General features: G+C 65.2%; 19 protein-coding genes and 1 riboswitch. Of the genes, 8 read left to right on the plus strand and 11 right to left on the minus strand.

The features are described 5' to 3' along the window. Position 1 precedes the first annotated feature (1 nt). The gene (locus ABQ137_RS11865; RefSeq protein ID WP_016902764.1) at positions 2 to 610 is read left to right on the plus strand and encodes a TetR/AcrR family transcriptional regulator; all 609 of its coding nucleotides are present in this window, start codon (positions 2 to 4) and stop codon (positions 608 to 610) included. 100 nt (positions 611 to 710) lie between these two features. On the opposite strand, the gene ABQ137_RS11870 is transcribed toward ABQ137_RS11865, so the two are convergent. From ABQ137_RS11870 to hslO, 3 genes are all read right to left on the minus strand, one after another. Beyond that, positions 711 to 3482, minus strand: a complete 2772-nt coding sequence (locus ABQ137_RS11870) for a TonB-dependent receptor (protein WP_349782596.1) — start codon at positions 3480 to 3482, stop codon at positions 711 to 713. Positions 3483 to 3722: 240 nt separating this feature from the next. Further along, positions 3723 to 4556, minus strand: coding sequence for an XOO1806 family protein (locus ABQ137_RS11875; RefSeq protein ID WP_181142413.1), 834 nt, complete (start codon positions 4554 to 4556; stop codon positions 3723 to 3725). Between the two features lie 153 nt (positions 4557 to 4709). Then, the gene (gene hslO / locus ABQ137_RS11880; protein ID WP_024939249.1) at positions 4710 to 5600 is read right to left on the minus strand and encodes an Hsp33 family molecular chaperone HslO; all 891 of its coding nucleotides are present in this window, start codon (positions 5598 to 5600) and stop codon (positions 4710 to 4712) included. Between the two features lie 74 nt (positions 5601 to 5674). Here hslO and mtgA point away from each other — a divergent pair, with 74 nt between their 5' ends. From mtgA to ABQ137_RS11895, 3 genes are read left to right on the plus strand one after another with little or no spacing between them, the layout of a single operon-like run. Then, positions 5675 to 6415: a monofunctional biosynthetic peptidoglycan transglycosylase gene (gene mtgA, locus ABQ137_RS11885; protein WP_349782599.1), complete on the plus strand. Its 741-nt coding sequence runs from the start codon at positions 5675 to 5677 to the stop codon at positions 6413 to 6415. Positions 6416 to 6417: 2 nt separating this feature from the next. Beyond that, a complete protein-coding gene (locus ABQ137_RS11890) occupies positions 6418 to 7464 on the plus strand; it encodes a glycosyltransferase family 2 protein (protein ID WP_102251543.1) in 1047 nt (348 codons plus the stop codon). Further along, positions 7424 to 7852 (plus strand): CBS domain-containing protein, encoded by a 429-nt coding sequence (locus tag ABQ137_RS11895; RefSeq protein WP_065032624.1) that lies wholly within the window; start codon positions 7424 to 7426, stop codon positions 7850 to 7852. The genes ABQ137_RS11890 and ABQ137_RS11895 overlap by 41 nt, the downstream gene beginning before the upstream one ends. A 527-nt stretch (positions 7853 to 8379) precedes the next feature. Here the strand turns inward: ABQ137_RS11895 and ABQ137_RS11900 are convergent. From ABQ137_RS11900 to ABQ137_RS11915, 4 genes are all read right to left on the minus strand, one after another. Then, positions 8380 to 10344: an AsmA family protein gene (locus ABQ137_RS11900; RefSeq protein ID WP_184518280.1), complete on the minus strand. Its 1965-nt coding sequence runs from the start codon at positions 10342 to 10344 to the stop codon at positions 8380 to 8382. Positions 10345 to 10393: 49 nt separating this feature from the next. Next, entirely contained in the window at positions 10394 to 11038 is a 645-nt protein-coding gene (gene trhA, locus ABQ137_RS11905; protein WP_184518283.1) for a PAQR family membrane homeostasis protein TrhA, read from the minus strand. 75 nt (positions 11039 to 11113) lie between these two features. Next, entirely contained in the window at positions 11114 to 12718 is a 1605-nt protein-coding gene (locus ABQ137_RS11910; protein ID WP_046343732.1) for a peptide chain release factor 3, read from the minus strand. Positions 12719 to 12853: 135 nt separating this feature from the next. After that, positions 12854 to 13774 carry a M23 family metallopeptidase gene (locus ABQ137_RS11915; RefSeq protein ID WP_349782603.1) on the minus strand — a complete coding sequence of 307 codons (921 nt, stop codon included), beginning with the start codon at positions 13772 to 13774 and terminating at the stop codon, positions 12854 to 12856. A gap of 128 nt (positions 13775 to 13902) precedes the next feature. Then, positions 13903 to 14023: riboswitch (SAM riboswitch) on the plus strand. 71 nt (positions 14024 to 14094) lie between these two features. Between ABQ137_RS11915 and metX the strand changes: the two genes are divergently transcribed. Genes metX through ABQ137_RS11930 form a run of 3 tightly spaced genes read left to right on the plus strand, consistent with a single transcriptional unit; the run spans position 14095 to position 17425 of the window. Continuing rightward, entirely contained in the window at positions 14095 to 15126 is a 1032-nt protein-coding gene (metX, locus tag ABQ137_RS11920) for a homoserine O-succinyltransferase MetX (protein WP_046343729.1), read from the plus strand. Continuing rightward, on the plus strand, positions 15123 to 16340 hold the full coding sequence (locus tag ABQ137_RS11925; RefSeq protein WP_039519681.1) for an O-succinylhomoserine (thiol)-lyase: 1218 nt from the start codon (positions 15123 to 15125) through the stop codon (positions 16338 to 16340). Before metX ends, ABQ137_RS11925 begins: the two co-directional genes overlap by 4 nt. Beyond that, positions 16337 to 17425: a homoserine dehydrogenase family protein gene (locus ABQ137_RS11930; protein WP_167709316.1), complete on the plus strand. Its 1089-nt coding sequence runs from the start codon at positions 16337 to 16339 to the stop codon at positions 17423 to 17425. The genes ABQ137_RS11925 and ABQ137_RS11930 overlap by 4 nt, the downstream gene beginning before the upstream one ends. 199 nt (positions 17426 to 17624) lie before the next feature. Here the strand turns inward: ABQ137_RS11930 and ABQ137_RS11935 are convergent, their stop codons facing one another. Both ABQ137_RS11935 and ABQ137_RS11940 read right to left on the minus strand, forming a co-directional pair. After that, a complete protein-coding gene (locus ABQ137_RS11935) occupies positions 17625 to 18620 on the minus strand; it encodes an alpha/beta fold hydrolase (protein ID WP_349782606.1) in 996 nt (331 codons plus the stop codon). Between the two features lie 171 nt (positions 18621 to 18791). Continuing rightward, entirely contained in the window at positions 18792 to 20174 is a 1383-nt protein-coding gene (locus ABQ137_RS11940; protein ID WP_047126978.1) for an L-serine ammonia-lyase, read from the minus strand. An 85-nt stretch (positions 20175 to 20259) separates the two neighbouring features. Here ABQ137_RS11940 and ABQ137_RS11945 point away from each other — a divergent pair, with 85 nt between their 5' ends. Then, entirely contained in the window at positions 20260 to 20493 is a 234-nt protein-coding gene (locus ABQ137_RS11945) for a glutaredoxin family protein (RefSeq protein ID WP_024939239.1), read from the plus strand. Positions 20494 to 20903: 410 nt separating this feature from the next. On the opposite strand, the gene ABQ137_RS11950 is transcribed toward ABQ137_RS11945, so the two are convergent. Together ABQ137_RS11950 and ABQ137_RS11955 are read right to left on the minus strand one after the other, a co-directional pair. Beyond that, on the minus strand, positions 20904 to 21536 hold the full coding sequence (locus ABQ137_RS11950; RefSeq protein ID WP_349782608.1) for a cold shock domain-containing protein: 633 nt from the start codon (positions 21534 to 21536) through the stop codon (positions 20904 to 20906). A gap of 150 nt (positions 21537 to 21686) precedes the next feature. Then, a complete protein-coding gene (locus ABQ137_RS11955; RefSeq protein ID WP_349782610.1) occupies positions 21687 to 22256 on the minus strand; it encodes a YceI family protein in 570 nt (189 codons plus the stop codon). Positions 22257 to 22258: the final 2 nt, after the last annotated feature.

The raw sequence follows: 22258 nt of genomic DNA on the forward strand, positions 1-22258 counted from the left end.
AATGAATGACATCACCGACCCAAGCCTCACCACGCCCCGCGCCACGTCCGGTCGCGGCAACCGCCTCAGCGCGGACGATTGGGCGCAGGCCGCACTGGACCTGATCGCCGAACAAGGGGTGGGTGCCGTCGCGGTGGAGCCACTGGCACGCCGTCTCGGGGTGACCAAGGGCAGCTTCTACTGGCATTTTCCCTCGCGCGATGCCTTGCTGCAGGCAGCCCTGGAACGCTGGGAAATCTTCGAACAGAAGGAAGTGTTCGGCAGCCTGGAGGACGTGCCCGACCCCAGCGCACGCCTGCGCGCGCTGTTTCAACTGGTCGCGCACGAAGTCAAGCCGCACGTCATCTACAGCGAACTGCTCAAGGCACTCGACCACCCGGCCGTGCGCCCGGTCATCGACCGCGTCTCGCAGCGCCGTCTCGACTACCTGATCGCCTCGTTCCGCCAGGCCGGCCTGAGCCGCACCGATGCCCAGCACCGCGCCCGGCTGGCCTACGCTGCCTACGTCGGTTTCCTGCAGCTCTCGCTGCAACTGCAGCAACCCAAGCAGGCCCGCGAAGACTTCGAGGCCTATGTCGAGCATGTGATCCAGACCTTGATTCCGGGGTGACCGGCACGCGTTGGATGCCGCGTCCGGTTCCCGGTTTTTAAACTCCAGACGCAACTACGGCCCCATTCGGGGCCGTAGTTGTTTTACGCCGCAGGCTCTATCAGAAGCGCTGGCGGTACTGCATGTACATGTAGCGGCCCGGCAGATCGTATTGCGGATCGAACATGTTGTAGGACGTGCTGTACGCGACCGGCGGATCCTTGTCGAACGCGTTGTTCAGGCCGACCGACACGGTTGCATTCCAAGGCGTGTTGTAACGCACCTGGATGTCGTGATACGTCGTCGCGCCGATGTGGTTACGCGGCGATGCGCCGTCGGCGGTGACGCGATCAGGCTCCGAGCAATACGCCTGGGCCAGCGCTGCAGACAGGGGGCAGACTTCTTCCATGCCGGACTTGTAGCGAATGCCCCAGTTGATGCCGAAATCGCCGAGGGACCAATCGACATAAAGATTGGAACGAATGCGCCAGTACGGATCCTGATTCAGGTAACGGCCCTGGAACTGCTCCAGTTCGGAATCGGCAGTCGCCTTGGTTTCCCAGCTCGACAGGTAGGTCGAATCCCAGCTGATGGTGAACTGGCCGAACGCCGTCTCCGGCAAGCGGTAGTTGATACCCAGATCCCAGCCTTCCACCTTGTACGACGCCAGATTCAACAGCGGCATATTGATGTTGGTGACGGTATAGGCACCATCGCTGTAGTTGGGGTCACGGGTAATCAGACCGCAATATTCAGCCTGCTCGCCGGCGCTGCCGCCATAGCACTTGTCCAGAATGAACTGTGCTTCCGGACGCGTGATCGCGTTTTCGATCTCGATCTGCCACCAGTCCAAGGTGACATTCAAGCCCTGCGCGAAGCCGGGGCTGAACACCAGGCCCAGGGTGCGGCTGGTCGAGGTTTCCGGCTGCAACTGCTCGTTGGAGGTGTAGGTGAACGGCTCCAGCGTCTGCTTGGCGCCGGTGCCTGCACCGGGCTGCACAAAATTGGCAGGCACGCCGGCTGCGGTGCAGTTCTGTGCCACGACCGGGTTGCTGAGCTGACCAGCCTGGATCGAGCAGGGATCGGCGTAGGTTTCGAACGAGTCGGCGTTACCGGCAAACAGGTTGTTGATGCTGGGCGCGCGGAAGCCTTCGCTGTAGTTGCCGCGGATCATCAAGTCCTGAATGGGCTTCCAGCGGAAGCCGAACTTGTTGTTCACGGTGTCGCCGAAGTTGCTGTAGTCCGAGTAACGCGTCGCGAGGCTGAAGTCCAGCAGCTGGGCGCCCGGCAGATCGGCCAGCACCGGGACCGACAGTTCCAGATAGAACTCGTCCAGGCTGTAGGAGCCTGCAGTCGGGCGTGCGCCGTTGCCGGTGCTGAGGCCCGCCGCAATGAAGGCGTCCGGATCGAACTGGCCGCTTTCCTTGCGGTATTCGTAGCCGGCCGCGAAGGCCAGCGGGCCAGCCGGCAGGTCGACGATGTCGCCGCTGAGATTTGCGGTGTAGCCCTTGGATTCAACCGAGGACGAGTCGTGCGCGGTGAAACCGGTGTAATCCAGCGCCGCCTGGCTGATCGAGCCGCGCGGGCCCAGCGGATTGACCGGGACGCATCCGGGAATCACGTCGCCACCGGGTGCGGTGACGCAGACCGGCACGCCGCCACGCAGCTCGGAGGGGCCGTAGGCGTTGTTGAGGTTGGCAAGGTTGAACAGGCCGTAGGTCAGATCGTTCTGATCGGACTTGTCGTAGCGATAGCCCACATCCCAGTCGAAGCTATGGTCGGCAAATTCGAAGAAACCTTCCAGGCCACCGTAGAAGTGCCAGTTCTTGACGTTCTGATTGAACGAGCGGCCACCGGTTTCGATAAAGCGGCGGTTGACGCTGGTCAGGTTCTGGTCGAAGGGGTTGTAGAGGCTGTCGGCGCTCAAGGTCAGGCCGGTGACCGGCATTGCCGCCAGCAACTGCTCCGACTTGCGCTCGTTGTACATCGCCTCGGTGCGGAACGTCACGTTGTCGGTGAAGTTGAAAGTACCTTGAGCGAACAGCGAGGTGCGTTCCTGCGGGGTCAGCAGGTAGTTGTCCGGCGCGGTGTTGTAACCGTGGACATTGGCCACGTAAGGCGTTTCGACACCATTGATCAGGATGCGGCGTGCACCGTTGCGCACATACGAACCCGGAAATCCGGTGCCGCTCTGGCCGCTGAAGAACGGAGGACCGCCAGCGGAGATCTGCCGATCGCCCGCCATGACGGACTCTTCCTGCACGTACGAAGCGCCCAGCAGCAGGCTTGCGCGATCGGTGGTGGTGCCGATCGTGAAGTCATAGGCCTGGCGCTGGCCATCGCCATCGCTGTACTGGCCAACGTTGACGCCTGCCTCGGCACCGTCGAAGTTCTTGCGGGTGATGATATTCACCACGCCGGCAATGGCATCGGAGCCGTAAATCGTCGACGCGCCATCCTTCAGGATGTCGATGCGCTCAACCATCGCAGTCGGAATGGTGTTGAGGTCGACGCTGCCATCCAGACCCGTGGTCCAGCGGCGGCCGTTGACCAGCACCAGGGTACGTGCGCTGCCGAGGTTGCGCAGCGCGATGCCTGAGCTGCCGTCGCCGCCGTTATTGAAGGTGCGGTTCAGCGCCGCGCCGTTGGCTGCCACGCGCTGCAACACATCGGCAACAGAGGTGACGCCCTGCTTGCCGATGTCCTGACGGGTCAGCGTCAGAACGGGCTGCGACGTTTCAACGTCTGCGCTCTTGATGCGCGAACCGGTCACTTCGATCTTGTCGAGGTTGGTGGTGCCGGCTTCCTGAGCGATGGCGGTACCGGTACCGCCGACGCCCACGACAAGCGCGAGGACGACTGCATCGCGCAGCTTGTTGGACTTGCAATTCATTAGCTCTCTCTCCAAGTGATCTTGGGTACTGCCAAGGGTTGTTTGCCTGTCGGGGGTCCGAAAGAAGCGGATCCAAAACGTCAGGGTGAACCGATGGTATATGCGTTATGCGAGAAATTAAAGTCCCGTTAACGAAAAAGAAGAAAGACGTGAAAGGCTGCCGCAGGCAGAGTGCTGGAACGCAAAACGCCACCGGCTGCAAACCGGTGGCGTTAGGTAAAATAATTTAAAATCAATTACTTAGAGGTCTTGCTCGTACCGGACGTACGGGATCGTGCCGTCGCTGTTGCTCTCGTTGCTCGGCGCAAACGGGTTCTTGCCGCGGGAGATGACGTTCTCTGCGCCGACGGTCAGCTGGCCGCTCCAGGGGGTGCGCCAGGTCAGACCCAGGCCCAGACCTTCCCACTTTTCCGGCTGGCCGGGGACGTCGACGACGCGGCCGATGACGTTGGCGCTGAAGGCACCGTAGCCGCCTCCGACGCTCAGGGTCTTGCTGTCCCACTGGTCGGCGATCGCCGGCGAAACGTCGGCCAGCGGTACCAGGCGCGCGCGCGCATAGGTGCCGCCGATCGAAACGAAGCCTTCGCGGCCGATGTTCTTCTGCCCGAACACGGTCAGGTCGTTCTGTTCGACGCGGGTCAGCGGTGCCTTGCCGGCGCCGATCAACCAGGCCGGCAGGGTATCGCGGCCGGTACCGGCAGTGACGCCGGCGCGTGCGCCGCCACGGTTGAAGCCCAGGGTTGCCGACACGCGGCGCGATGCGGCGGCGCTGTCTTCTTCGTCATCGCCGATGCCTGCGAGCAGGCAGTGGCTGGCGAGTCCGTTGATGTTGGTCCCGCGGCTGCTGTTGCAGATCAGGCCCAGCGAATCGCCGGAGGTCAGGCCGAACGCCGCGTCCAGCGAGTTGCGGCCGAAGTGCCAGCGTGCACCGGCCCTCTGCTCGCCGGTGGGCTCCAGGTACAGAAAGGCTTCGACCTTGCCGCTGCCCTTGTTCCACACCGGCAGGATGGTGCTTTCACGTACTTGCTGGGTCGACTGCGCATGCGCGCCCGTAGCCGCCGCAAGGGCAACCATCAGAGCAAGCGGAAGGCGCAGTAGGTGTCGCATACCAGAGTTCAGACCCAGCGGCAGTTGTTAAGTTCCCGGAAGCGGGCAGTCGGAATGCTAGGGTGTTTATGATTATTTAACAAGTACTCACGATCCCCGGATCGCACCTGTCAAACCTTTCTACTGCAACCGTTCCGGCGCCTCCTGCAGGGGGCGCGCCTCGCTGAAAAGTACGTCCAGTGCGGTCAACGGAAAGTGATACTCACGCCCACAGAACTCGCAGCGGACCTCGACCTCGCCGGTCGCCTCGGCAGCGGCACGGGCCTCGTCTTCGCCCAGGGACTGCAGCATCGAGGCGACCCGCTCGCGCGAGCACGAGCAGCCGAAGCTGAGCGGCTTGCTGCCCAGCAATTGGGTGTCTTCCTCGTGGAACAACCGGTGCAGCAGGTCCTCGCTGGCGACCGAGAGCAATTCCGGTGCGCCCAGGGTGTCGAACAGCGCGCCGATGCGGGTCCAGCCATCGGTGTCGCCCTCGTCGCCGGGCAGCTTTTGCAGCAACAGGCCAGCGGCCTGATCCGGGCCGGCGGCCAGCAGCAGGCGGGTCGGCAGTTGCTCGGACTGCTGGAAATAAGTTTCGAACGCTTCGGCCAGATCCGGCGCCTGCATGCCGACCAGGCTCTGGTAGCGCTGCGGTTCGCGCGGGTCCAGGCCGGGATTCTCGATGGTGATGGCCAGCAGCGCGGCCTCGCCCAGTTCGCGCAGGTCGGCGGGCGCATCGGCGCCGTCGGCCAGCTGCACGATGCCGCGCAAGGTGCCGGCCGCGGTGCATTCGGCGAACAGGGTGCGCAGCGTCTGGTTGCCGCGCAGCTGCACCGACAGACGCCCGTCGACCTTGGTGTGGCCGGTGAACAGGGCGGCGGCCACCGCCGCCTCGCCGAGCAACTGGCGTGCGGCGGGCGGGTAGTCGGCGGCCCCCTGGATGTCGTGCCAGGCCTGGGTCAGGCGGACATGGACGCCGCGCACGCCGGCAGCAGGCAGCAGGAAACGGGAAAGCTGATCGTGATCGGTCATGGGAACATCGGACGTAAGGGACGCCGGTTGCCGGATAATGCAACGAGCATCGGGATGAAAGGTCGTAGCGAACAATGGGGACGGATGCATTGGATGGCAAGCAGGTGGCGCCACCGCGGCGCGCGGGTCGCTGGCTGCGTTGGCTGTTGGCAGCGCCGCTGCTGTTTGCCGCCGCGAGCGTGCTGCAGGTGCTGGTGCTGCGGGTGGTCGATCCGCCGATCAGCAGCATGATGATCGGGCGCTATCTGGAAGCCTGGGGCGAGGGCGATTGGGATTTTTCGCTGCACCAGCAATGGCGCGACTACGACGGGATCGCCGCCAGCCTGCCGATTTCGGTGGTGGCCGCGGAGGATCAGCAGTTTCCGGTGCATCACGGCTTCGACCTGCAGGCGATCGAAAAGGCGCGCGATCACAATGCGCGCGGTGGACGCGTGCGCGGGGCCAGCACGATCAGTCAGCAGGTCGCCAAGAACGTGTTCCTGTGGCAGGGCCGCAGTTGGGTACGCAAGGGTCTGGAGGCATGGTACACGGTGCTGATCGAGTTGCTGTGGCCGAAGCAGCGCATTCTGGAGATGTATCTCAACGTGGCCGAGTTCGGTGACGGGGTGTATGGCGCGCAGGCCGCTGCCCGGCAGTTCTGGGGCAAGGATGCGGCTGGGTTGTCACCGACCGAGTCGGCGCGCCTGGCGGCGGTGCTGCCCTCGCCACGCCGCTATGACGCACGTCGTCCCGGCGCTTATGTGCAACGGCGGACGGCATGGATCCAGCGGCAGGCGCGCCAGCTGGGTGGCCCTGCGTATCTGCAGGCGCCGTGAGCATGCGCACGTCCGGACCCGTGCAGCTGCCGGTGGCAGGAGACCGCCTGACGGTGGTGATTGCAGCCTATAACGAGGAGACCAGCATTCCACAGCTGCACCCGCGCCTGTGCGCAGTGCTGGCGGGCCTGAGTGGGGTGCAGACGCATGTGCTGTATGTCGACGATGGCAGCAGCGATGGCACCTGGAGCGTGTTGCAGGCACTTGCTGATGCCGATGCGCAGGTGAGTGCGGTGCGGCTGTCGCGTAACTTCGGCAAGGAGGTCGCGATTTCTGCAGGCCTGGACCATGTGCTGCCCGGTGCGGTGGTGCTGCTCGATGCCGATGGACAGGACCCGCCGGAGTTGATCCCCGAGTTCGTTGCGCTGTGGCGCGCCGGTTACGACAACATCTTCGGCACGCGGATTTTTCGCGAGGGCGAGAGCTGGCTGAAGCGCAGTGCGGCGCATGCGTTCTACCGGGTGATCCGGCAGTTGTCGCGCACGCCGATTCCGGCCGACACGGGGGATTTCAGGCTGTTGTCGCCGCGGGTGGTGGAAGCCTTGCAGCAGCTGCGCGAGCGCCACCGTTTCATGAAGGGGCTGTTCGGTTGGGTCGGGTTTCGCCAGGTGGCATTGCCGTACCGGCGTGCGCCACGGCTGTCGGGGCGCAGCAAATTCACCGTGTGGCGGCTGTGGAACTTCGCGCTGGATGGCATCACCAGCTTTTCCACCGTGCCGCTGCGCGTGGCGACCTATCTGGGCTTGCTCACCGCGCTGGTGGCATTCCTGTTCGGTGGCTGGGTGGTGATCAAGGCGGCGCTGATGGGCGACCCGGTGGCCGGCTGGCCGACCATGATGTCGGTGATCCTGTTCTTGGGCGGCATCCAGCTGATCGCCCTGGGCCTGATCGGCGAATACCTGGGCCGCTTGTACGACGAGGCCAAGCAGCGTCCGCTCTACTTGGTCGATACCCACTGCGGCGCGGTGGGAGTAGGCTGCGACCACCAGACCAAGCGCGGAGCGGGCCATGCAGACCGTACGACAGCTGTTGGGGACCAAACAGGTTGAGGTATTCGCGGTAGCGGCAGACGCTGCAGTGATCGAGGCGATCCGCCTGATGGCCGACAAAGGCATCGGCGCGGTGTTGGTGATGGACGGGCCACGCCTGGTCGGCATCGTGTCCGAGCGCGATTACGCGCGCAAGGTGGTGCTGCGCGATCGCGCCTCATCGACCACCAGCGTTGCCGACATCATGAGCACTCAGGTGGTGACAGTGTCGCCGTCGGACACGGTGGAGCGCTGCATGCAGTTGATGACCGACGGACGCTTCCGGCATCTGCCGGTGGTCGACAACGGCCGCGTGCAGGGCGTGATTTCCATCGGCGATCTGGTCAAGGCGGTGATCGAGAACCAGCAGCGCGATATCGATCAGTTGCAGCGTTACATCGCCAGCTAGTGCCGTGCCGGCTAAGTTCCCTGCGTCTTGTCCTGAACGCTGTTGATCGACATAGCTCGAGAAGTGTGGCGAGCAGATAGATCAGCTTTGGAGCGTTCGATCTGCGGCCTGGTCGCAAGGGTCAGTTGAGATGGTCGGGGTGCATCGCTCTCGATAAAACAGTCAGCAAACTCTCTGGTGCGGTGTTTTCGACGCTAGGAGTTTGCTGCAAGGCCCTTGCCCGCCCACCATCGCAGGACACGCCGCAAGTACGTCCTTGTAGGCTCTTACGCGGCATCCATGCCGCCTAAGGTCCCGCGATGGTGGGCGGGCAAGGACCCGTCGAGAAGGTCGGTCTGCATGGTGCAAGCAGTGCAGGCCGTGCGGTCGTTCGAGGACTGCGGTCTGATCAGTTCCTGTTGATCCGGCCATCACTGCAGGTTTCGGGATCACTGCATCCGACAATGCACTTGCATGCAATCGACATCTTGCCTTTATCGCTACAGCGGTCGACAGGTTTGCTAACGGCGCAAGGTCGTGCAGTGAACTTACTTTGCGAACTTGCCGCCGCAGTCGCTGTCCTTGCCGGGGCCCGGTTCGAAGGTTGCGAGCAAGGCGGCGGGTGGAGCGATCATGCCCAGGCCGACCGCAAGCGCGCCGCGCAGACCCAATGCCTTGAAGTCCGGACGGAAGGTCGGGTCCTTGAAGCTGCCGCCAATCCGCAATGGCGAGCGCAGGCTCAGGATGCTGCGATCTTTCGGGCGTGGGCGCAGCAGCAGGTCCAGCGTCTCGTCCTTCAAGCTGATGCTGCCTTCGCCAATGATGATGGTGTCGGTGCTGTCGAAGGCCAGCGCACGCGATTGCATCAGGCCGTCCTGTACGCCGAAGTCGCCGAAGATGCAGCGCACCGGAATCTGTCGGTCCTTGGTGACCAGATACTTGAGCGACTCGGCGATATCCAGCCCGGCCAGCTCCATGATCAGATTGCCGACATGGCCGCGGCCCATGCCCACGCCGATCGTGCCGTCGGCGGTACCGAGCATCGCGCCGATCGAGTTGCCGCGTCCACGCAGATCGAATTCGCCACCGATGGCACCCGAGGCCTGCTTGGCGAGGGCGGTATCGGGGAAGAGCTGATCCAGCCGAATGCCGCGAAGACCTGCCTTGAGGTGCGTGGTGATCACCTCGTTGCGCGCATCCATGCGGATGATGGAGCGGATATCGCCACCGGCAACGCCGAAGTTCAACGGGTCCAGCTGCAGCAAGCCGTCCTTCAATGTCAGCGAGGCATCCATGTCGTCCAGCGGCCACGATGGCGCATTGATGCGCTGCGCGCGCCAGCGTACCTGCGCATCCATCGCGCGTAGCTTCGACAAGTCGTACGGGGTGCTGGGGAGCACGCGTGCACTGGCCGCGAGCCGTGCCGCCTGTTTTTTCTGTTCGGCATTTGCCGACTCGTCCGCGCCGGTCTTCGGTGGTGCGCCGATGAACCCTGCCAGGTCGTCGAAGTCCAGGCGTTTGGACGCCAGATCGGCACGCAGGAACGGACGCTTGTTGCGCAGGTCCACTTCTGCAGTGCCCGACAGATCGCTGTCGCCGGCGGTACCGGTGAACTTTTCGTAGCGCCAGAGCTGGCCGTTGCGGCGCAAATGACCGTCTAGCTTGTATGGCGGCGTCGACGGCATGGCCACGCCGGTCAGCGGATACAGGTCCTGCATGTCCTGGCCGCTGAGCGCCATTTGCAGATCGAAGACCTGGAACTGGAACGGGTTGGTCAAGGTGCCGCGCACGTGGGTGCGGGTGGCGCCGGCGCTGCCGCGCAGATCGATGCGGAATGGGTGCTCGCTCTGGCTCAGTTCCAGCGGCGAGGCAGTATTGCCCTTGAGCGTAAAGGGATAGCCCTTCCAGCGGCCCTTGCCGTCGATGCCGATCGGCGCTGCACGTTGGTCGCTGCTCGGTGGTGCGAGGCTGTTGATCGCTACATCCACGTTCGAGCGATTGGCTGCATCGATGTACTGCAGGCGCCCGTTGTTCACCAGCAGGCGGCCAAGGCGCGGCATGGTGCCATCGCCACTGTCCTGATCGAATACCCAGTTGCCGGGATGGGTGTCGTCGCCGGCTTCCAGCAAGAGGGTTGGGTGATCCAGGCGGATTTCCGGTAGACGCACCTTGCCGCGCAGCAGTGGCCACAACTCGACATCGATCTCGGCCGAGTTGAGCTCGGCCATCGGCCCGCGCTTGGACCATGCTGCGTTGGCCAGGCTCAGCCGATTGCCGCGCACGGTGGTCGTGCGGCCCAGCTTCACGTCCAGATAGCCGAGATGGAACTGGCGACCGGTCTTGGCGCTGACCACGCGCTCGACCGGACCGCGCAGCCAGTTCCACTGGAACAGCAGCACGAAGATCACCACGGCGGCAGCGACGATGGCAAGCCCGACCAGCCAGCGTCGACGACGTGGGGTGGGGGGCGATGGTGTAGCTGAGGTGTCGGTCACGTTGTTCACGCGGGCCATGGTTGGCGATGCCTCGTGCACGGCGCGCGAACGCACCGCAGATCGCGTCTCACATCACCTGCGCAATCACCGCAACGAAGTGACAGGCACTGCCGGCCAGTACGAACAGGTGCCAGATCGCGTGGAAATAGCGCTGGGTGTCGCGTTGGTAGAAATACGTGCCAAGGGTATAGAAGAGTCCGCCGGCCAGCAGCCAGCACAGAGACCAGGTATCGACCGAGCGCAGCAAGGGCTGGATCGCCACCACGATCAGCCAGCCCATCGCCAGATACAGCACCGTCGACAGCAGGCGGAAACGACCGGTGAAGAACAGCTTGAAGACCACTCCGGCGGCGGCGATCGCCCAGATCGCGGCGAACAATCCCCAGCCCCAGGAGTCGCGCAGATTGATCAGCGTAAACGGGGTGTAGGTACCGGCGATCAACAGATAGATCGCGCAGTGATCGAGCACCTGCAGGCGCGCCTTGGCGCCCGGGTGCGGGATGGCATGAAACAGCGTGGAGGCGACGTATAGCAACACCAGGGTGGCGCTGAACACGATCGAGGTGGCCAGTTGCCAGCCGTCGCCATAGACGGCGGCCAGCGTGATCAGCACCGAGCCACCGGCCAGTGCGGCAATGGCACCCAGGCCGTGGGTCACGGCGCTGGCTATCTCGTCGCGCAGGTCGGTCGAGGGGGAGGCGTCTGCGTTCATGCCAAAAAGGTACCGCAATTGCGAGCAATTCGCATCGCCGGCAAGTGCGGTCGCAGGCGCCGGTTCAAGCCGCGGTCAATCGATCGCCTTGGCATGCGCGTGTTCGCGCGTGGCAGAGAAGCGCACGTCCGGCGCACGTTCCTGCGCCAGCTGCAGATTCACACGCGTGGGTGCGAGATACACCAGCTGGCCGGCCGCGTCGATGCCCAGGTTGCCGGCGTTTTTCTCGCGGAACTCCTCCAGCTTCCTGGCGTTGTCGCAATGTACCCAGCGTGCGGTGGTGACGCTGACCGGCTCGAAGATCGCATCCACGCCGTATTCGTCCTTGAGTCGGTAGGCCACCACGTCGAACTGCAGCACGCCTACCGCGCCGAGGATCAGATCGTTGCTCATCAACGGGCGGAAGAACTGCGTGGCGCCTTCTTCGGACAGCTGCGCCAGGCCCTTTTGCAACTGCTTGAGCTTGAGCGGGTCGCGCAGGCGTGCCCGACGGAAAAGCTCCGGTGCGAAGTTGGGAATGCCGGTGAACGACAGCGATTCGCCTTCGGTGAAGGTGTCGCCGATGGAGATGGTGCCGTGGTTGTGGATACCGATCACGTCGCCCGGCCAGGCTTCGGCGGCGATTTCGCGGTCGGAGGCCATGAAGGTCAGCGCGTTGGCCAGCTTGACGTCCTTGCCGCTGCGCACATGCAGGGCCTTCATGCCGGCGGTGAACTTGCCCGAGCACACGCGCATGAAGGCCACGCGGTCGCGATGCTGCGGGTCCATGTTGGCCTGGATCTTGAAGACGAAGCCACTGAGCTTGGCTTCGGTCGCCTCGACCCGGCGGCCGGTGGTGTCGCGCGCCTGCGGCGGCGGTGCGTGCTCGACGAAGAAATCCAGCAGCGGTTGCACGCCGAAGTTGTTGACGCCCGAGCCGAAGAACACCGGGGTCTGCTGGCCGGCGCGATAGGCGTCCAGATCGAATGGATTGCTGGCACCCTGCACCAGTTCCAGCTCGTCGCGCAGCTCGGCCAGCATCTGCGCGCCGATCTTTTCGGCAAGGCCGGGCGCATCCAGCGACGGGAAGATGGTCGAATCCTGGCGGGTGAAGTTGCGGCCCTGTTCGTACAGGTGTACCTCGCCGGTGATCAGGTGCACCACGCCCTTCAGGCGCTGGCCCATGCCGATCGGCCAGGTCACCGGCGCGCACTGGATGCCGAGCACGGTCTCGACTTCATCCAGCAGATCGATCGGGTTCTTGCCCTCGCGATCGAGCTTGTTGATGAAGGTCATGATGGGGGTGTCGCGCAGGCGGCAGACCTCCATCAGCTTGATGGTGCGTTCTTCCACGCCCTTGGCGACGTCGATGACCATCAGCGCCGAGTCCACCGCGGTCAGCACCCGATAGGTGTCCTCGCCGAAGTCAGCGTGGCCGGGGGTGTCGAGCAGGTTGACGATCTTGCCCTCGTACGGGAACTGCATCACCGAGGAGGTGACCGAGATGCCGCGTTCCTTTTCCAGCGCCATCCAGTCCGAGGTGGCGTGACGGGCGGCCTTGCGGCCCTTCACCGAGCCGGCCATCTGGATCGCACCGCCGAACAGCAGCAGCTTTTCGGTCAGCGTGGTCTTGCCCGCATCGGGGTGGGAGATGATGGCGAAGGTGCGGCGGCGCGCGGCTTCGTTGGAGACGTCGGACATGGGCTGAGCGCGCCCGGTCGGACGCCTGCGGAAACTGAGGAAGCCGGAGATTATAGCGGCTTCGCCGCAGCCGGCCTCTGTAGCGCCGGTCAGGGGCTCTCCGGGCGGCAGGTTGGCGCTCCCGGGTGCCGCCACTTACGGTGCCGGCGAGGGGAACTGCAACTCGCCCTGCGGGCCCAGCATCCGGAATGGCAACGAGATCAGGCGCATGTCCGCGTTGCGCTGGAGCGAAAAATGCAGGTGCGGGGCCGTGCTGAAGCCGGTACTGCCCGAGGTGCCCAGGCGCTCGCCGATACGCACCACCTGGCCCGGGCGTACTGCCACGCCATCGGGCGCCAGGTGGGCATAGATGGCCATGCTGCCGTCGGTGTGCAGCACCCGCACCAGGTTGCCGGCGCCGGCGGCCTGGTCATGCGGGCCGCCTTCGCTCACATCGCGCCGCACCTCCATGACCGTGCCCGCGCGCGCCGCCAGCACCGGCGTGCCCTGCGGCAGCGCGAAGTCCACCGCGTACCAGTTGGGCGTATCGGTATCGCTGAAGGTCCCGCCAAAGCCCTGGTCCACTTGGATCGGCGCATCGCGGAACGGGAGCTGGTAGCGCACTTGCTGCTGCGGGCGGGCCTGCGGATCGCCGGGCACCAGGTCGAGCTTGAGTCCAAGCCCACCCAGGCTGCGCTGGTTACTGACCGGATACAGCCGGGCGAGCAGGCGTCGCTCGTGCGCAGCCAGTTGCACCGTCAGCGGCAACTGCGGCACGGCGCGGTAATCCTCGCTGGGCGGTGCGCTCAGTTGCACCTGTGCGGGCCCGCCCAGCGGGTTGCTGACCCAGGCCAGGTAGGCCGGCGCCTGCCATTCCAGTTGCAATGAGGGGCCGGTGCCGGGCGATGCGGGCGCCGTCTGTGCCGCTGCGACTGATGGCGAGCTCGCAGCCGTGTTTGCGGCACCGGGCCAATGCCAGCGTTGCTGCGCGTTGGCGGGTGCGGCACACGCCAGAACCGCGAGCAAGAAAGGCCGGGCGAGGGCGGGCAGGGCGCTGCGAGACACGTGGTCGGGCACGCGATCGGCTCGAACGAAGGAGCCTCAAGTATGCGGTCCATCACAGGTCGCAGTGGTATCGGATGAAAATATATCTTTCCATCCGCATGAAGAGATTGACACCGCAAAAAAGTGGTGGCATCTTGGCTTCACCATCGAGACCGGCGGAGGGACAGGCCCTTTGATGCCGGGGCAGCCAGCGGAGCGCGTAAGCGCCCGCGTTTGGTGCCAAATCCTGCGGGGACCTCCGCGTCCGCCGAAAGATGGTTCGAATCGTGCCTTGCGCACGTCGAACGCGAGCTCCCGCGAAGCTCGATGGCCGATCCACCCCGGATATCGCCATGAGCCTCGTGAATACAGCATCGCCATCACCGACCGATTACGCCGAGACACCCGCCACCACCGATGACGGCTTGATTGCCGTACGCGGCGAGCGTGTCATTGCCTTGCCGATGCGCCATGCCGGCATGCGCGAGCTGCGGCTGCGCTATGAACTGATCGGCGCCGCCAATGCGCCGGTGGTGTTCGTGGCCGGCGGGATTTCCGCGCATCGCCATCTGGCCGCCAGCGACCTGTTCCCCGAGAAGGGCTGGGTGGATGGCCTGGTGGGCGCCGGCCGCGCGCTGGATCCGGCATCGCGCCGCCTGCTGGCGTTCGACTTTCTCGGTGCCGACGGCACGCTGGATGCGCCGATCGATACCGCCGACCAGGCCGATGCGATCGCCGCCCTGCTGGATGCGCTGGGTATCGCGCGTTTGCATGGCTTTGTCGGCTACTCGTACGGCGCGCTGGTCGGTTTGCAGTTCGCGACCCGCCATGCCGCTCGTGTCGGTACCTTGGTTGCGGTCAGTGGCGCGCATCGCGCCCATCCCTATGCCGCCGCCTGGCGTGCACTGCAGCGCCGCGCGGTGGCGCTGGGCCAGCTGCAATGTGCCGAAAACCATGGGCTGGCGCTGGCACGGCAGTTCGCCATGCTCAGCTACCGCACCCCGGAAGAATTCAGCGAGCGCTTCGACGCGCCGCCGGAAGTGATCAATGGCCGCGTGCGCGTGGCCGCCGAAGACTACCTGGATGCCGCCGGCGCGCAGTACGTCGCGCGCACGCCGGTGACCGCCTACTTGCGGCTGTCCGAATCCATCGACCTGCACCGCATCGACCCGGCCCAGGTGCGCGTGCCCACCGTCGTCGTTGCGGTGGAGGGCGATCGCCTGGTGCCGCTGGCCGACCTGGTCAGCCTGGTCGAAGGGTTGGGGCCGCGCGGCAGTCTGCGCGTGCTGCGCTCGCCGTATGGCCACGACGCCTTCCTGAAAGAAATCGATCGCATCGACGCGATCCTCGCCACTGCCCTTCGCATCACCGGAGAAACCGCATGAGCTTTCGTGACCCCGCCGACGCCCCCTGTACCGCCGCCACCGCCGCCGTCCGCGCCGGTATCGATCGCGACACTGCCTATGGTGCGGTGACGCCGCCGATCGTGCTGTCGTCCAACTTCTCCTTCGATGGTTTCGGCAACAAGCGCCAGTACGACTACACGCGCAGCGGCAACCCGACCCGCGATCTGCTCGGCGAAGCGCTGGCCGAGCTGGAAGGCGGTGCGGGCGGGGTGATCACCTCCACCGGCATGGGCGCGATCAACCTGGTGCTCAATGCGTTGCTGCAGCCGGGCGACACCCTGGTGGTGCCGCACGATGCCTACGGCGGCAGCTGGCGCCTGTTTAACGCGCTGGCCAAGAAGGGCCACTTCGCGTTGATCACCGCCGACCTCACCGACCCGCGTTCGCTGGCCGATGCTTTGGCGCAGTCGCCCAAGCTGGTGCTGATCGAAACCCCGTCCAACCCGCTGTTGCGCATCACCGATCTGCGCTTTGTCATCGAGGCGGCGAAGAAGGCTGGCGCGTTGACCGTGGTGGACAACACCTTCCTGTCGCCGGCGCTGCAGAAGCCGCTGGAGTTCGGGGCGGACCTGGTGCTGCACTCCACCACCAAGTACATCAACGGCCACAGCGATGTGGTGGGCGGTGCGGTGGTCGCGCGCGATGCCGAACTGCATCAGCAGCTGGTGTGGTGGGCCAATGCGCTGGGCCTGACCGGTTCGCCGTTCGATGCCTTCCTCACCTTGCGCGGTCTGCGCACGCTGGATGCGCGCCTGCGCGTGCATCAGGAAAACGCCGACGCCATCGCCGAGCTGCTGGACGGGCATGCGGTGGTCAACCAGGTGTATTTTCCCGGCCTGGCGTCGCACCCGGGTCATGCACTGGCTGCGCGCCAGCAGAAGGGCTTTGGCGCGATGATGAGTTTCGAGCTCGACGGTGGCGAGGCTGCGGTGCGCGCGTTTGTCGATGGTCTGCGTTATTTCACCCTGGCCGAGTCGCTGGGCGGTGTGGAAAGCCTGATCGCGCATCCGGCCTCGATGACGCATGCGGCGATGACCGCCGAAGCCCGCGCTGCCGCCGGGATTTCCGATGGCCTGCTGCGGCTGTCGATCGGTATCGAATCGGCAGAAGACCTGTTGATCGATCTGCGCGCCGGCCTGGCGCGTGCCGAAGCGACGCTGACCAGCGCAAGCCGCAAACAGGTCGACGCGTGAGCACCGTGCTGCCTGTTTCGCGCCGCGCTTCGGCGGCAGCGGTGACGCCGACACCACGGCTGGCCTTGCTGGGCACCGGGACGGTGGGGCGCGCGTTCGTGGCGCGCTACACCGCGCTGCAGGAGCGCCAGCTGCAGTTGCCGCGCTTTGACTGGTTGGCCAACTCGCGTATTGCCCACGATTGCGGCACCAGCGCCGCACAGGCCCTGCACCAGGCCAATGCCGCGCCGCGGGGCCAGGCCGTGCTGCAGCCGTGGGCGGAAACCACGGCCTTGCGTGCCGGCGATGTGCTGGTGGATGCGACCGCCAGCGAGGTCGTTGCCGACTGGCATGCGGAATGGCTGCTGCGTGGCGTACACGTGGTCACTGCCAACAAGCTAGGCCAGGGCACCGCGTTGTCGCGCGCGCAGGCCGTGCACGCGGCGCGTCACGCCAGCGGTGCGCACTACGGCGACAGCGCCACCGTGGGGGCGGGGCTGCCGGTGCTGAGCAGCGTGCGCGCACTGGTGGCAGGTGGCGACCATATCCATTCGATCGAAGGGGTGTTGTCCGGATCGCTGGCGTGGCTGTTTCATCGCTACGACGGTACCGGCGCATTTTCCGATTGCGTGCGTGAGGCGATGGCGGCTGGCTATACCGAGCCGGATCCGCGCATCGATCTGTCGGGCGAGGACGTGCGGCGCAAGTTGCTGATCCTGGCGCGCGCGGCGGGCTGGCAGCTGGAAGCCGAACAGGTGCATGTGGAATCGCTGGTGCCCGCAAGCATTGCGCGGTTGCCGCTTGACGCCTTGGATGCGCAACTGGGCGCGCTGGATGCGGTGGTCGGCGCGCGCTGGCAGCAGGCACGTGCCGCGGGGCGTTGCCTGCGCTTCGTCGGCCGTGTGGACGCACATGGTGCCAGCGTCGGCTTGCGCGAGTTGGCGCTGGATCACCCGCTGGCCGGCGGCGCCGGCACCGATAACCGTGTCGCCATCAGCAGCGATCGCTATCGCCAGCAGCCATTGCTGATCCAGGGGCCGGGCGCGGGTGCCGAGGTCACGGCGGCGGCGTTGCTGGATGATGTGTTGCGGATTGTGGCTGGGTAGCCGGTTAAGGACATGGAGAGGCGCCGGCGCTCTTTGAGCGCGGCTGTGGGTGCGCGCGCTGTCGATTGGATCGCCCGCGTGTTGATGGCCTGCCGGGTGTTCTGCACCTTGCAAACGGCTCAGCTGCAGCTCGCCCTTGCGCAAGCTGCAGCTTCCTGGGCTGCGTTGGTCATGCCAATCGCACCGCCGCTGGCATTGCTTACGGCGCAATCGCCTTCAGTAATGCGGCATTGAACCGTGTCGGGTCCTGCACCTGGGGAGAATGTCCGAGGTCGGCGAACTCGACGAGCTTCGCGTTCGGAATCGCCGCGGCCGCATGCTTGCCCAGCTTGGTGTAATCGCCGACACGCGCCTTGACCTCGGGCGGTGCGGTGTCCTTGCCGATCGCGGTGCGGTCCTTGAGGCCAATGAACAGCGTGGTCGGCACGCTGAGTTTGGGTAGTTCGTAGACCACCGGTTGGTTGAACACCATGTCGTAGGTCAGCGCCTGGTTCCAGGCAACTGCCTGCCTGCCGTTGCCCAGCGACATGCCGGCCTGCATGCGGGCCCAGCGCTCGAACTCGGGCTTCCACTGGCCGGCGTAATAGACCTCCATCTGATACTTCTTGATGCGCTCGAAGCTGATCTTCAGTTCGTTGTCGTACCAGGCATCGACGCTGCGCCACGGAATGCCTTCGGCCTTCCAGTCTTCCAGGCCGATCGGGTCGACCAAGGCCAGGTGCTCGGTGGCCTGCGGATACATCAGCGCGTAACGGATGGCGAGCATGCCGCCCATCGAATGGCCGACCACCACCGCACGTTCGATACCCAGCTTCTTCAGCAGCGCCTGGGTGTTGTCGGCCAGTTGCGCGAAGGAAAACTGATAGGCGGCCGGCTTGCTGGATTTGCAGAAGCCCACCTGGTCAGGCGCAATGACGCGGTAGCCGGCGGTACTCAACGCGGCAATGGTCTGTTCCCAGGTGGCGGCGCAGAAGTTCTTGCCATGCAGCAGCACGGCGGTGTGCCCGTTGGGTTTGCCGGTGGGCGCGACATCCAGGTACGCCATTTCCAGCGGCTGCCGTTGCGAGGTGAACGCAAAGGTCTCGACCGGATAGGGGTAGTCGAAGCCTTCCAGGCGCGGGCCGTAGCTGGCTTCCTGTGCCATCAGAGGGCCGCAGGCCAGGGCCAGGGCGAGAGTGCAGGCAAGCTGTCGCATCGCGATCTCCGTCGGAATCCAGCGTCAGACGGTACATGGCGGCATGTGGTGGGGACGTACAGCGCTGGCATGCGACTGCATCGGCGGCCGCTGCCGTTGGACGCATTGCCCAGTTTCGCGATGCCTGGAGAGTGACTGCAATACATGGCGCGGCCCGGGGCCGCGCCCGGCTCAGCATTCGATAACGTTGACCGCCAGGCCGCCGCGGCTGGTTTCTTTGTACTTGTCCTGCATGTCGCGGCCGGTGTCGCGCATGGTCTTGATGACCTTGTCCAGCGACACCTTGTGCTTGCCGTCGCCGCGCATGGCCATGCGGCTGGCGTTGATCGCCTTGACCGCGCCCATTGCATTGCGTTCGATGCAGGGGATCTGCACCAGGCCGCCGATCGGGTCGCAGGTCAGGCCCAGGTTGTGCTCCATGCCGATTTCCGCGGCGTTTTCGATCTGCCCCGGATTGCCGCCCAGCGCGGCGACCAGACCGCCGGCGGCCATCGAACAAGCCACGCCCACTTCGCCCTGGCAGCCGACCTCGGCGCCGGAAATGGAGGCGTTTTCCTTGTAGAGGATGCCAATGGCCGCAGCGGTGAGCAGGAAGTCGAAGATACGCTGCTCGGATGCGCCGGGGCAGAAGCGGTCGAAGTAATGCAGCACCGCCGGAATGATGCCGGCCGCGCCATTGGTGGGTGCAGTGACCACGCGACCACCGGCCGCGTTTTCCTCGTTGACGGCCAGTGCGTAGAGATTGACCCAGTCCAGTGTGGTCAGCGGATCGCGCATTGCCGCCTCCGGTTTGGACGACAGCTCGCGGTACAACGCCGGTGCGCGCCGCGAGACGTTCAGGCCACCCGGCAGCGTGCCTTCCTGGCGGATACCGCGCTCCACACAGGATTGCATTGCCGCCCACAGCTCGCGCAAGCCTGCGCGAATCTCGTCCTCACTGCGCCAGCTCTTTTCGTTTTCGAACATCAGCGCGGCGATGCTCAGGCCGCTGCGTGCGCATTGCGCGAGCAATTCGTCGCCGCTGAGGAAGGGGTAGGGCAGCGGCGTTTCGTCGGCCACGATGCGGTCGTCGGCGGCATCGTCCTGGTTGACCACGAAGCCGCCACCGACCGAGTAGTAGTCGCGCGTGGCGATCACCGCTTCATCGGCATCGTAGGCGGTGAAGCGCATGCCGTTGGTGTGGTAGGGCAGCTTCTGCCGCTTGTTCATCGGCAGGTCGCGCTTTTCGTCGAAAGCGACGACGTGCTGGCCCATCAGGCTGATGCGCTTGCTGGTGCGGATGCGCTCCAGCGTGGCCGGGATGATGTCCGGGTCGATCAGGTTGGGGCGGTGGCCTTCCAGGCCGAGCAGCACGGCCTTGTCGGTGCCGTGGCCGCGGCCGGTCAGGGCCAGCGAGCCAAAGACCTCGGCGCGGATGCGCACCACATCCTGCAGGCGGCCGGCATCCAGCAGCCAACGATGCACGAAGCGCTCGGCCGCGCGCATCGGCCCCACGGTGTGGGAGGAACTCGGACCGATGCCGATCTTGAACAGGTCGAACGTGCTGACAGCCATGCTTGCCGGAGAGGTGAGCGTAAAGGCGGCTATTCTAGTCGCTCGGCGCTTGCAGCACGGCTGCAGCGCAGCATGGGAGCTCCCGATGGCCTTGATCCTGTACCAGCGCGACGATTGCCACCTGTGCGACCAGGCCGTGGAAGTGCTGGCGCAGGCACGCGCAGGCGAGTTCGGCAGCGTCTTCATCGACGGCGATGCGGCGCTTGAGGCCGCTTACGGGGAGCGCGTGCCGGTGGTGGGCGATGCGCACGGGCGCGAGCTGGATTGGCCATTCGACAGCCGGCGGTTGCGCGAGTGGTTGAATGCCGGCACGCGATGAAGCGGCGTGTTCGCCTCCGGTACGCGCCAGATTTTGGATCTGGACTGGCTGAAAACGGCTTCGTGCCGGTCTGGTGCAGATGATCTGGGCCTTCGCTGTAAGGCGGCCGACCTGCTGCTTGGCTGCAGGGCGCTTGCCCGCTCACCCTCGCGGGACACGCCGCAAGTACGTCCGTGTAGGCGCTTACGCGGCACCCATGCCGCGTAAGTTGCCGTGACGGTGGGCGGACAAGGACCCGTCGAGCTGGTCGGTGTGTATGGTTTTCAACAACACAACCGGCATCTGTCTGGTGAGGGCACCGCGCCTTCGACCGACTCAGCGTTTAACCTCGGCTTTTGACTGCATCCAACATGATGGGGCTAACAAACGAATCGTGTCGGCCGCCCGTTCAAGGTGTCAGCCGTATTGATTCAATGGCACCACTGCTGCTCGCAGGGCACGCCATCGTGGTCGCCGTCCATCGTTGTGTCGGGGCAGTTGCGCAACACCCAGGTGGCATCGTCGCAGGAGGTCATCTGCGAGCAGTGTTTGCGGCCGCCGCAGCTGTGGTGCGGCGTGGGTGCGGGTGTGGCCGATGTTGTGCCTGCTGCTGCAGCTGCCGTTCGTGCGGGTAAGCTCTGGAGCGTTGCGCGGCCTGGCTGCGTCCTGTTTGCGGGCGCCCGCGCCGGAGCTGCAGACGGAGTTTCAGTGGGTGCAGGGGCTGGCAGCAGTGCGTCCCGATTGAGGTATGCATAGCCGCCAGCACCTGCCACAAGCAGCAGCAACATGACCTTGCCCAGCCCGAGCGAGCGATGGGGCAATGGTGATCGCGCTGCCGCATGCTGCCGGCGTGCGCCACGTCCGGCTGCATGCTGGCCGCCGCGCATCACGCGCACTGCCTGCCGTCGCCCATCCTTGCCCGGTTCGATCTCGAAGGAAATCAGCTCGCCGATGCGTGGTGCGTCCGCGCTGCGTGGAAACGCTGAAATGTGCACGAACAAATCATCCCCCGGCTGCGCCGGCGTGATGAAGCCGAAGCCGCGATCGGTATTCCAGCGGGTCAAGGTTCCATGCGTGCGCATCGGCGGCGTCCCTGGGATGGATGCCGAGTCTAGCTGTCGCGCGGTATCATCCGGCCGCCAGGCACAAAAAAACGGCGGACCCGACGAGGTAGTCCGCCGTTCAATGGCCGCGTCCGGTTGCGGCCGGTGGCGTTACTTCGCCTTGAACACGACCTTGGTGCTGATCGCGGTTTCGTTGGGAATAGTCTTGGTATCGGCCCAGTCGCCGCCGCCGACGCCGAAGTCCAGGCGCTTGACCAGCGCCTTGCCGGCCAGCACCGGCTGCGTGCCGGGTGTCCATGTGAATGTCAGCGTGACCGGCTTGCTGACGCCGCGCAGTTCCAGCGTGCCGTCGGCCGCGTACTGGTTGCCGCCGAGTGCACGGAACTTGTCGGCGCGGTAGCGCGCGGTGGCGAACTTGGCGACATTGAAGAAGTCCGGCCCCTGCAGGGTCGAGTCACGGTCGTTGTTGCCGCTGAGGGCACTGGCCAGCGGGATGCGCACATCGAGCTTGGCGCCGGCAAGATTGGCCGGGTCGAAACTCAGCGTGGTGTCGAAACCGGGGAACTTGCCGGTAAACACTTCGCCGTCGTACTTGCTGGCAAACACCAGCGACGAGCCGGGCGCCTGCACGTAGTCGGCAGCGAGGACCGGGGCGGTGGCGAACGTGGCCACCAGCGAGGCGGCGACCAGCAGGGGAGAGGCGAACAACCTGGACGACATGG

Origin of the sequence: Xanthomonas sp. WHRI 8393 (assembly GCF_040203315.1) — a bacterium.
GTDB classification, from domain to species: Bacteria; Pseudomonadota; Gammaproteobacteria; order Xanthomonadales; family Xanthomonadaceae; genus Xanthomonas; species Xanthomonas arboricola.

What these genes read in the sequence shown, in the direction of transcription:
- hslO (WP_024939249.1), bottom strand. Translation starts at nt 5,600, where the DNA reads ATGACCGATCACGATCAGCTTTCCCGTTTCCTGCTGCCTGCTGCCGGC.
- ABQ137_RS11900 (WP_184518280.1), bottom strand. Translation starts at nt 10,344, where the DNA reads ATGGCCCGCGTGAACAACGTGACCGACACCTCAGCTACACCATCGCCC.
- ABQ137_RS11865 (WP_016902764.1), top strand. Translation starts at nt 2, where the DNA reads ATGAATGACATCACCGACCCAAGCCTCACCACGCCCCGCGCCACGTCC.
- ABQ137_RS11925 (WP_039519681.1), top strand. Translation starts at nt 15,123, where the DNA reads ATGAGCTTTCGTGACCCCGCCGACGCCCCCTGTACCGCCGCCACCGCC.
- mtgA (WP_349782599.1), top strand. Translation starts at nt 5,675, where the DNA reads ATGGGGACGGATGCATTGGATGGCAAGCAGGTGGCGCCACCGCGGCGC.
- ABQ137_RS11895 (WP_065032624.1), top strand. Translation starts at nt 7,424, where the DNA reads ATGCAGACCGTACGACAGCTGTTGGGGACCAAACAGGTTGAGGTATTC.
- trhA (WP_184518283.1), bottom strand. Translation starts at nt 11,038, where the DNA reads ATGAACGCAGACGCCTCCCCCTCGACCGACCTGCGCGACGAGATAGCC.
- ABQ137_RS11910 (WP_046343732.1), bottom strand. Translation starts at nt 12,718, where the DNA reads ATGTCCGACGTCTCCAACGAAGCCGCGCGCCGCCGCACCTTCGCCATC.
- metX (WP_046343729.1), top strand. Translation starts at nt 14,095, where the DNA reads ATGAGCCTCGTGAATACAGCATCGCCATCACCGACCGATTACGCCGAG.
- ABQ137_RS11955 (WP_349782610.1), bottom strand. Translation starts at nt 22,256, where the DNA reads ATGTCGTCCAGGTTGTTCGCCTCTCCCCTGCTGGTCGCCGCCTCGCTG.
- ABQ137_RS11890 (WP_102251543.1), top strand. Translation starts at nt 6,418, where the DNA reads ATGCGCACGTCCGGACCCGTGCAGCTGCCGGTGGCAGGAGACCGCCTG.
- ABQ137_RS11870 (WP_349782596.1), bottom strand. Translation starts at nt 3,482, where the DNA reads ATGAATTGCAAGTCCAACAAGCTGCGCGATGCAGTCGTCCTCGCGCTT.
- ABQ137_RS11940 (WP_047126978.1), bottom strand. Translation starts at nt 20,174, where the DNA reads ATGGCTGTCAGCACGTTCGACCTGTTCAAGATCGGCATCGGTCCGAGT.
- ABQ137_RS11945 (WP_024939239.1), top strand. Translation starts at nt 20,260, where the DNA reads ATGGCCTTGATCCTGTACCAGCGCGACGATTGCCACCTGTGCGACCAG.
- ABQ137_RS11935 (WP_349782606.1), bottom strand. Translation starts at nt 18,620, where the DNA reads ATGCGACAGCTTGCCTGCACTCTCGCCCTGGCCCTGGCCTGCGGCCCT.
- ABQ137_RS11875 (WP_181142413.1), bottom strand. Translation starts at nt 4,556, where the DNA reads ATGGTTGCCCTTGCGGCGGCTACGGGCGCGCATGCGCAGTCGACCCAG.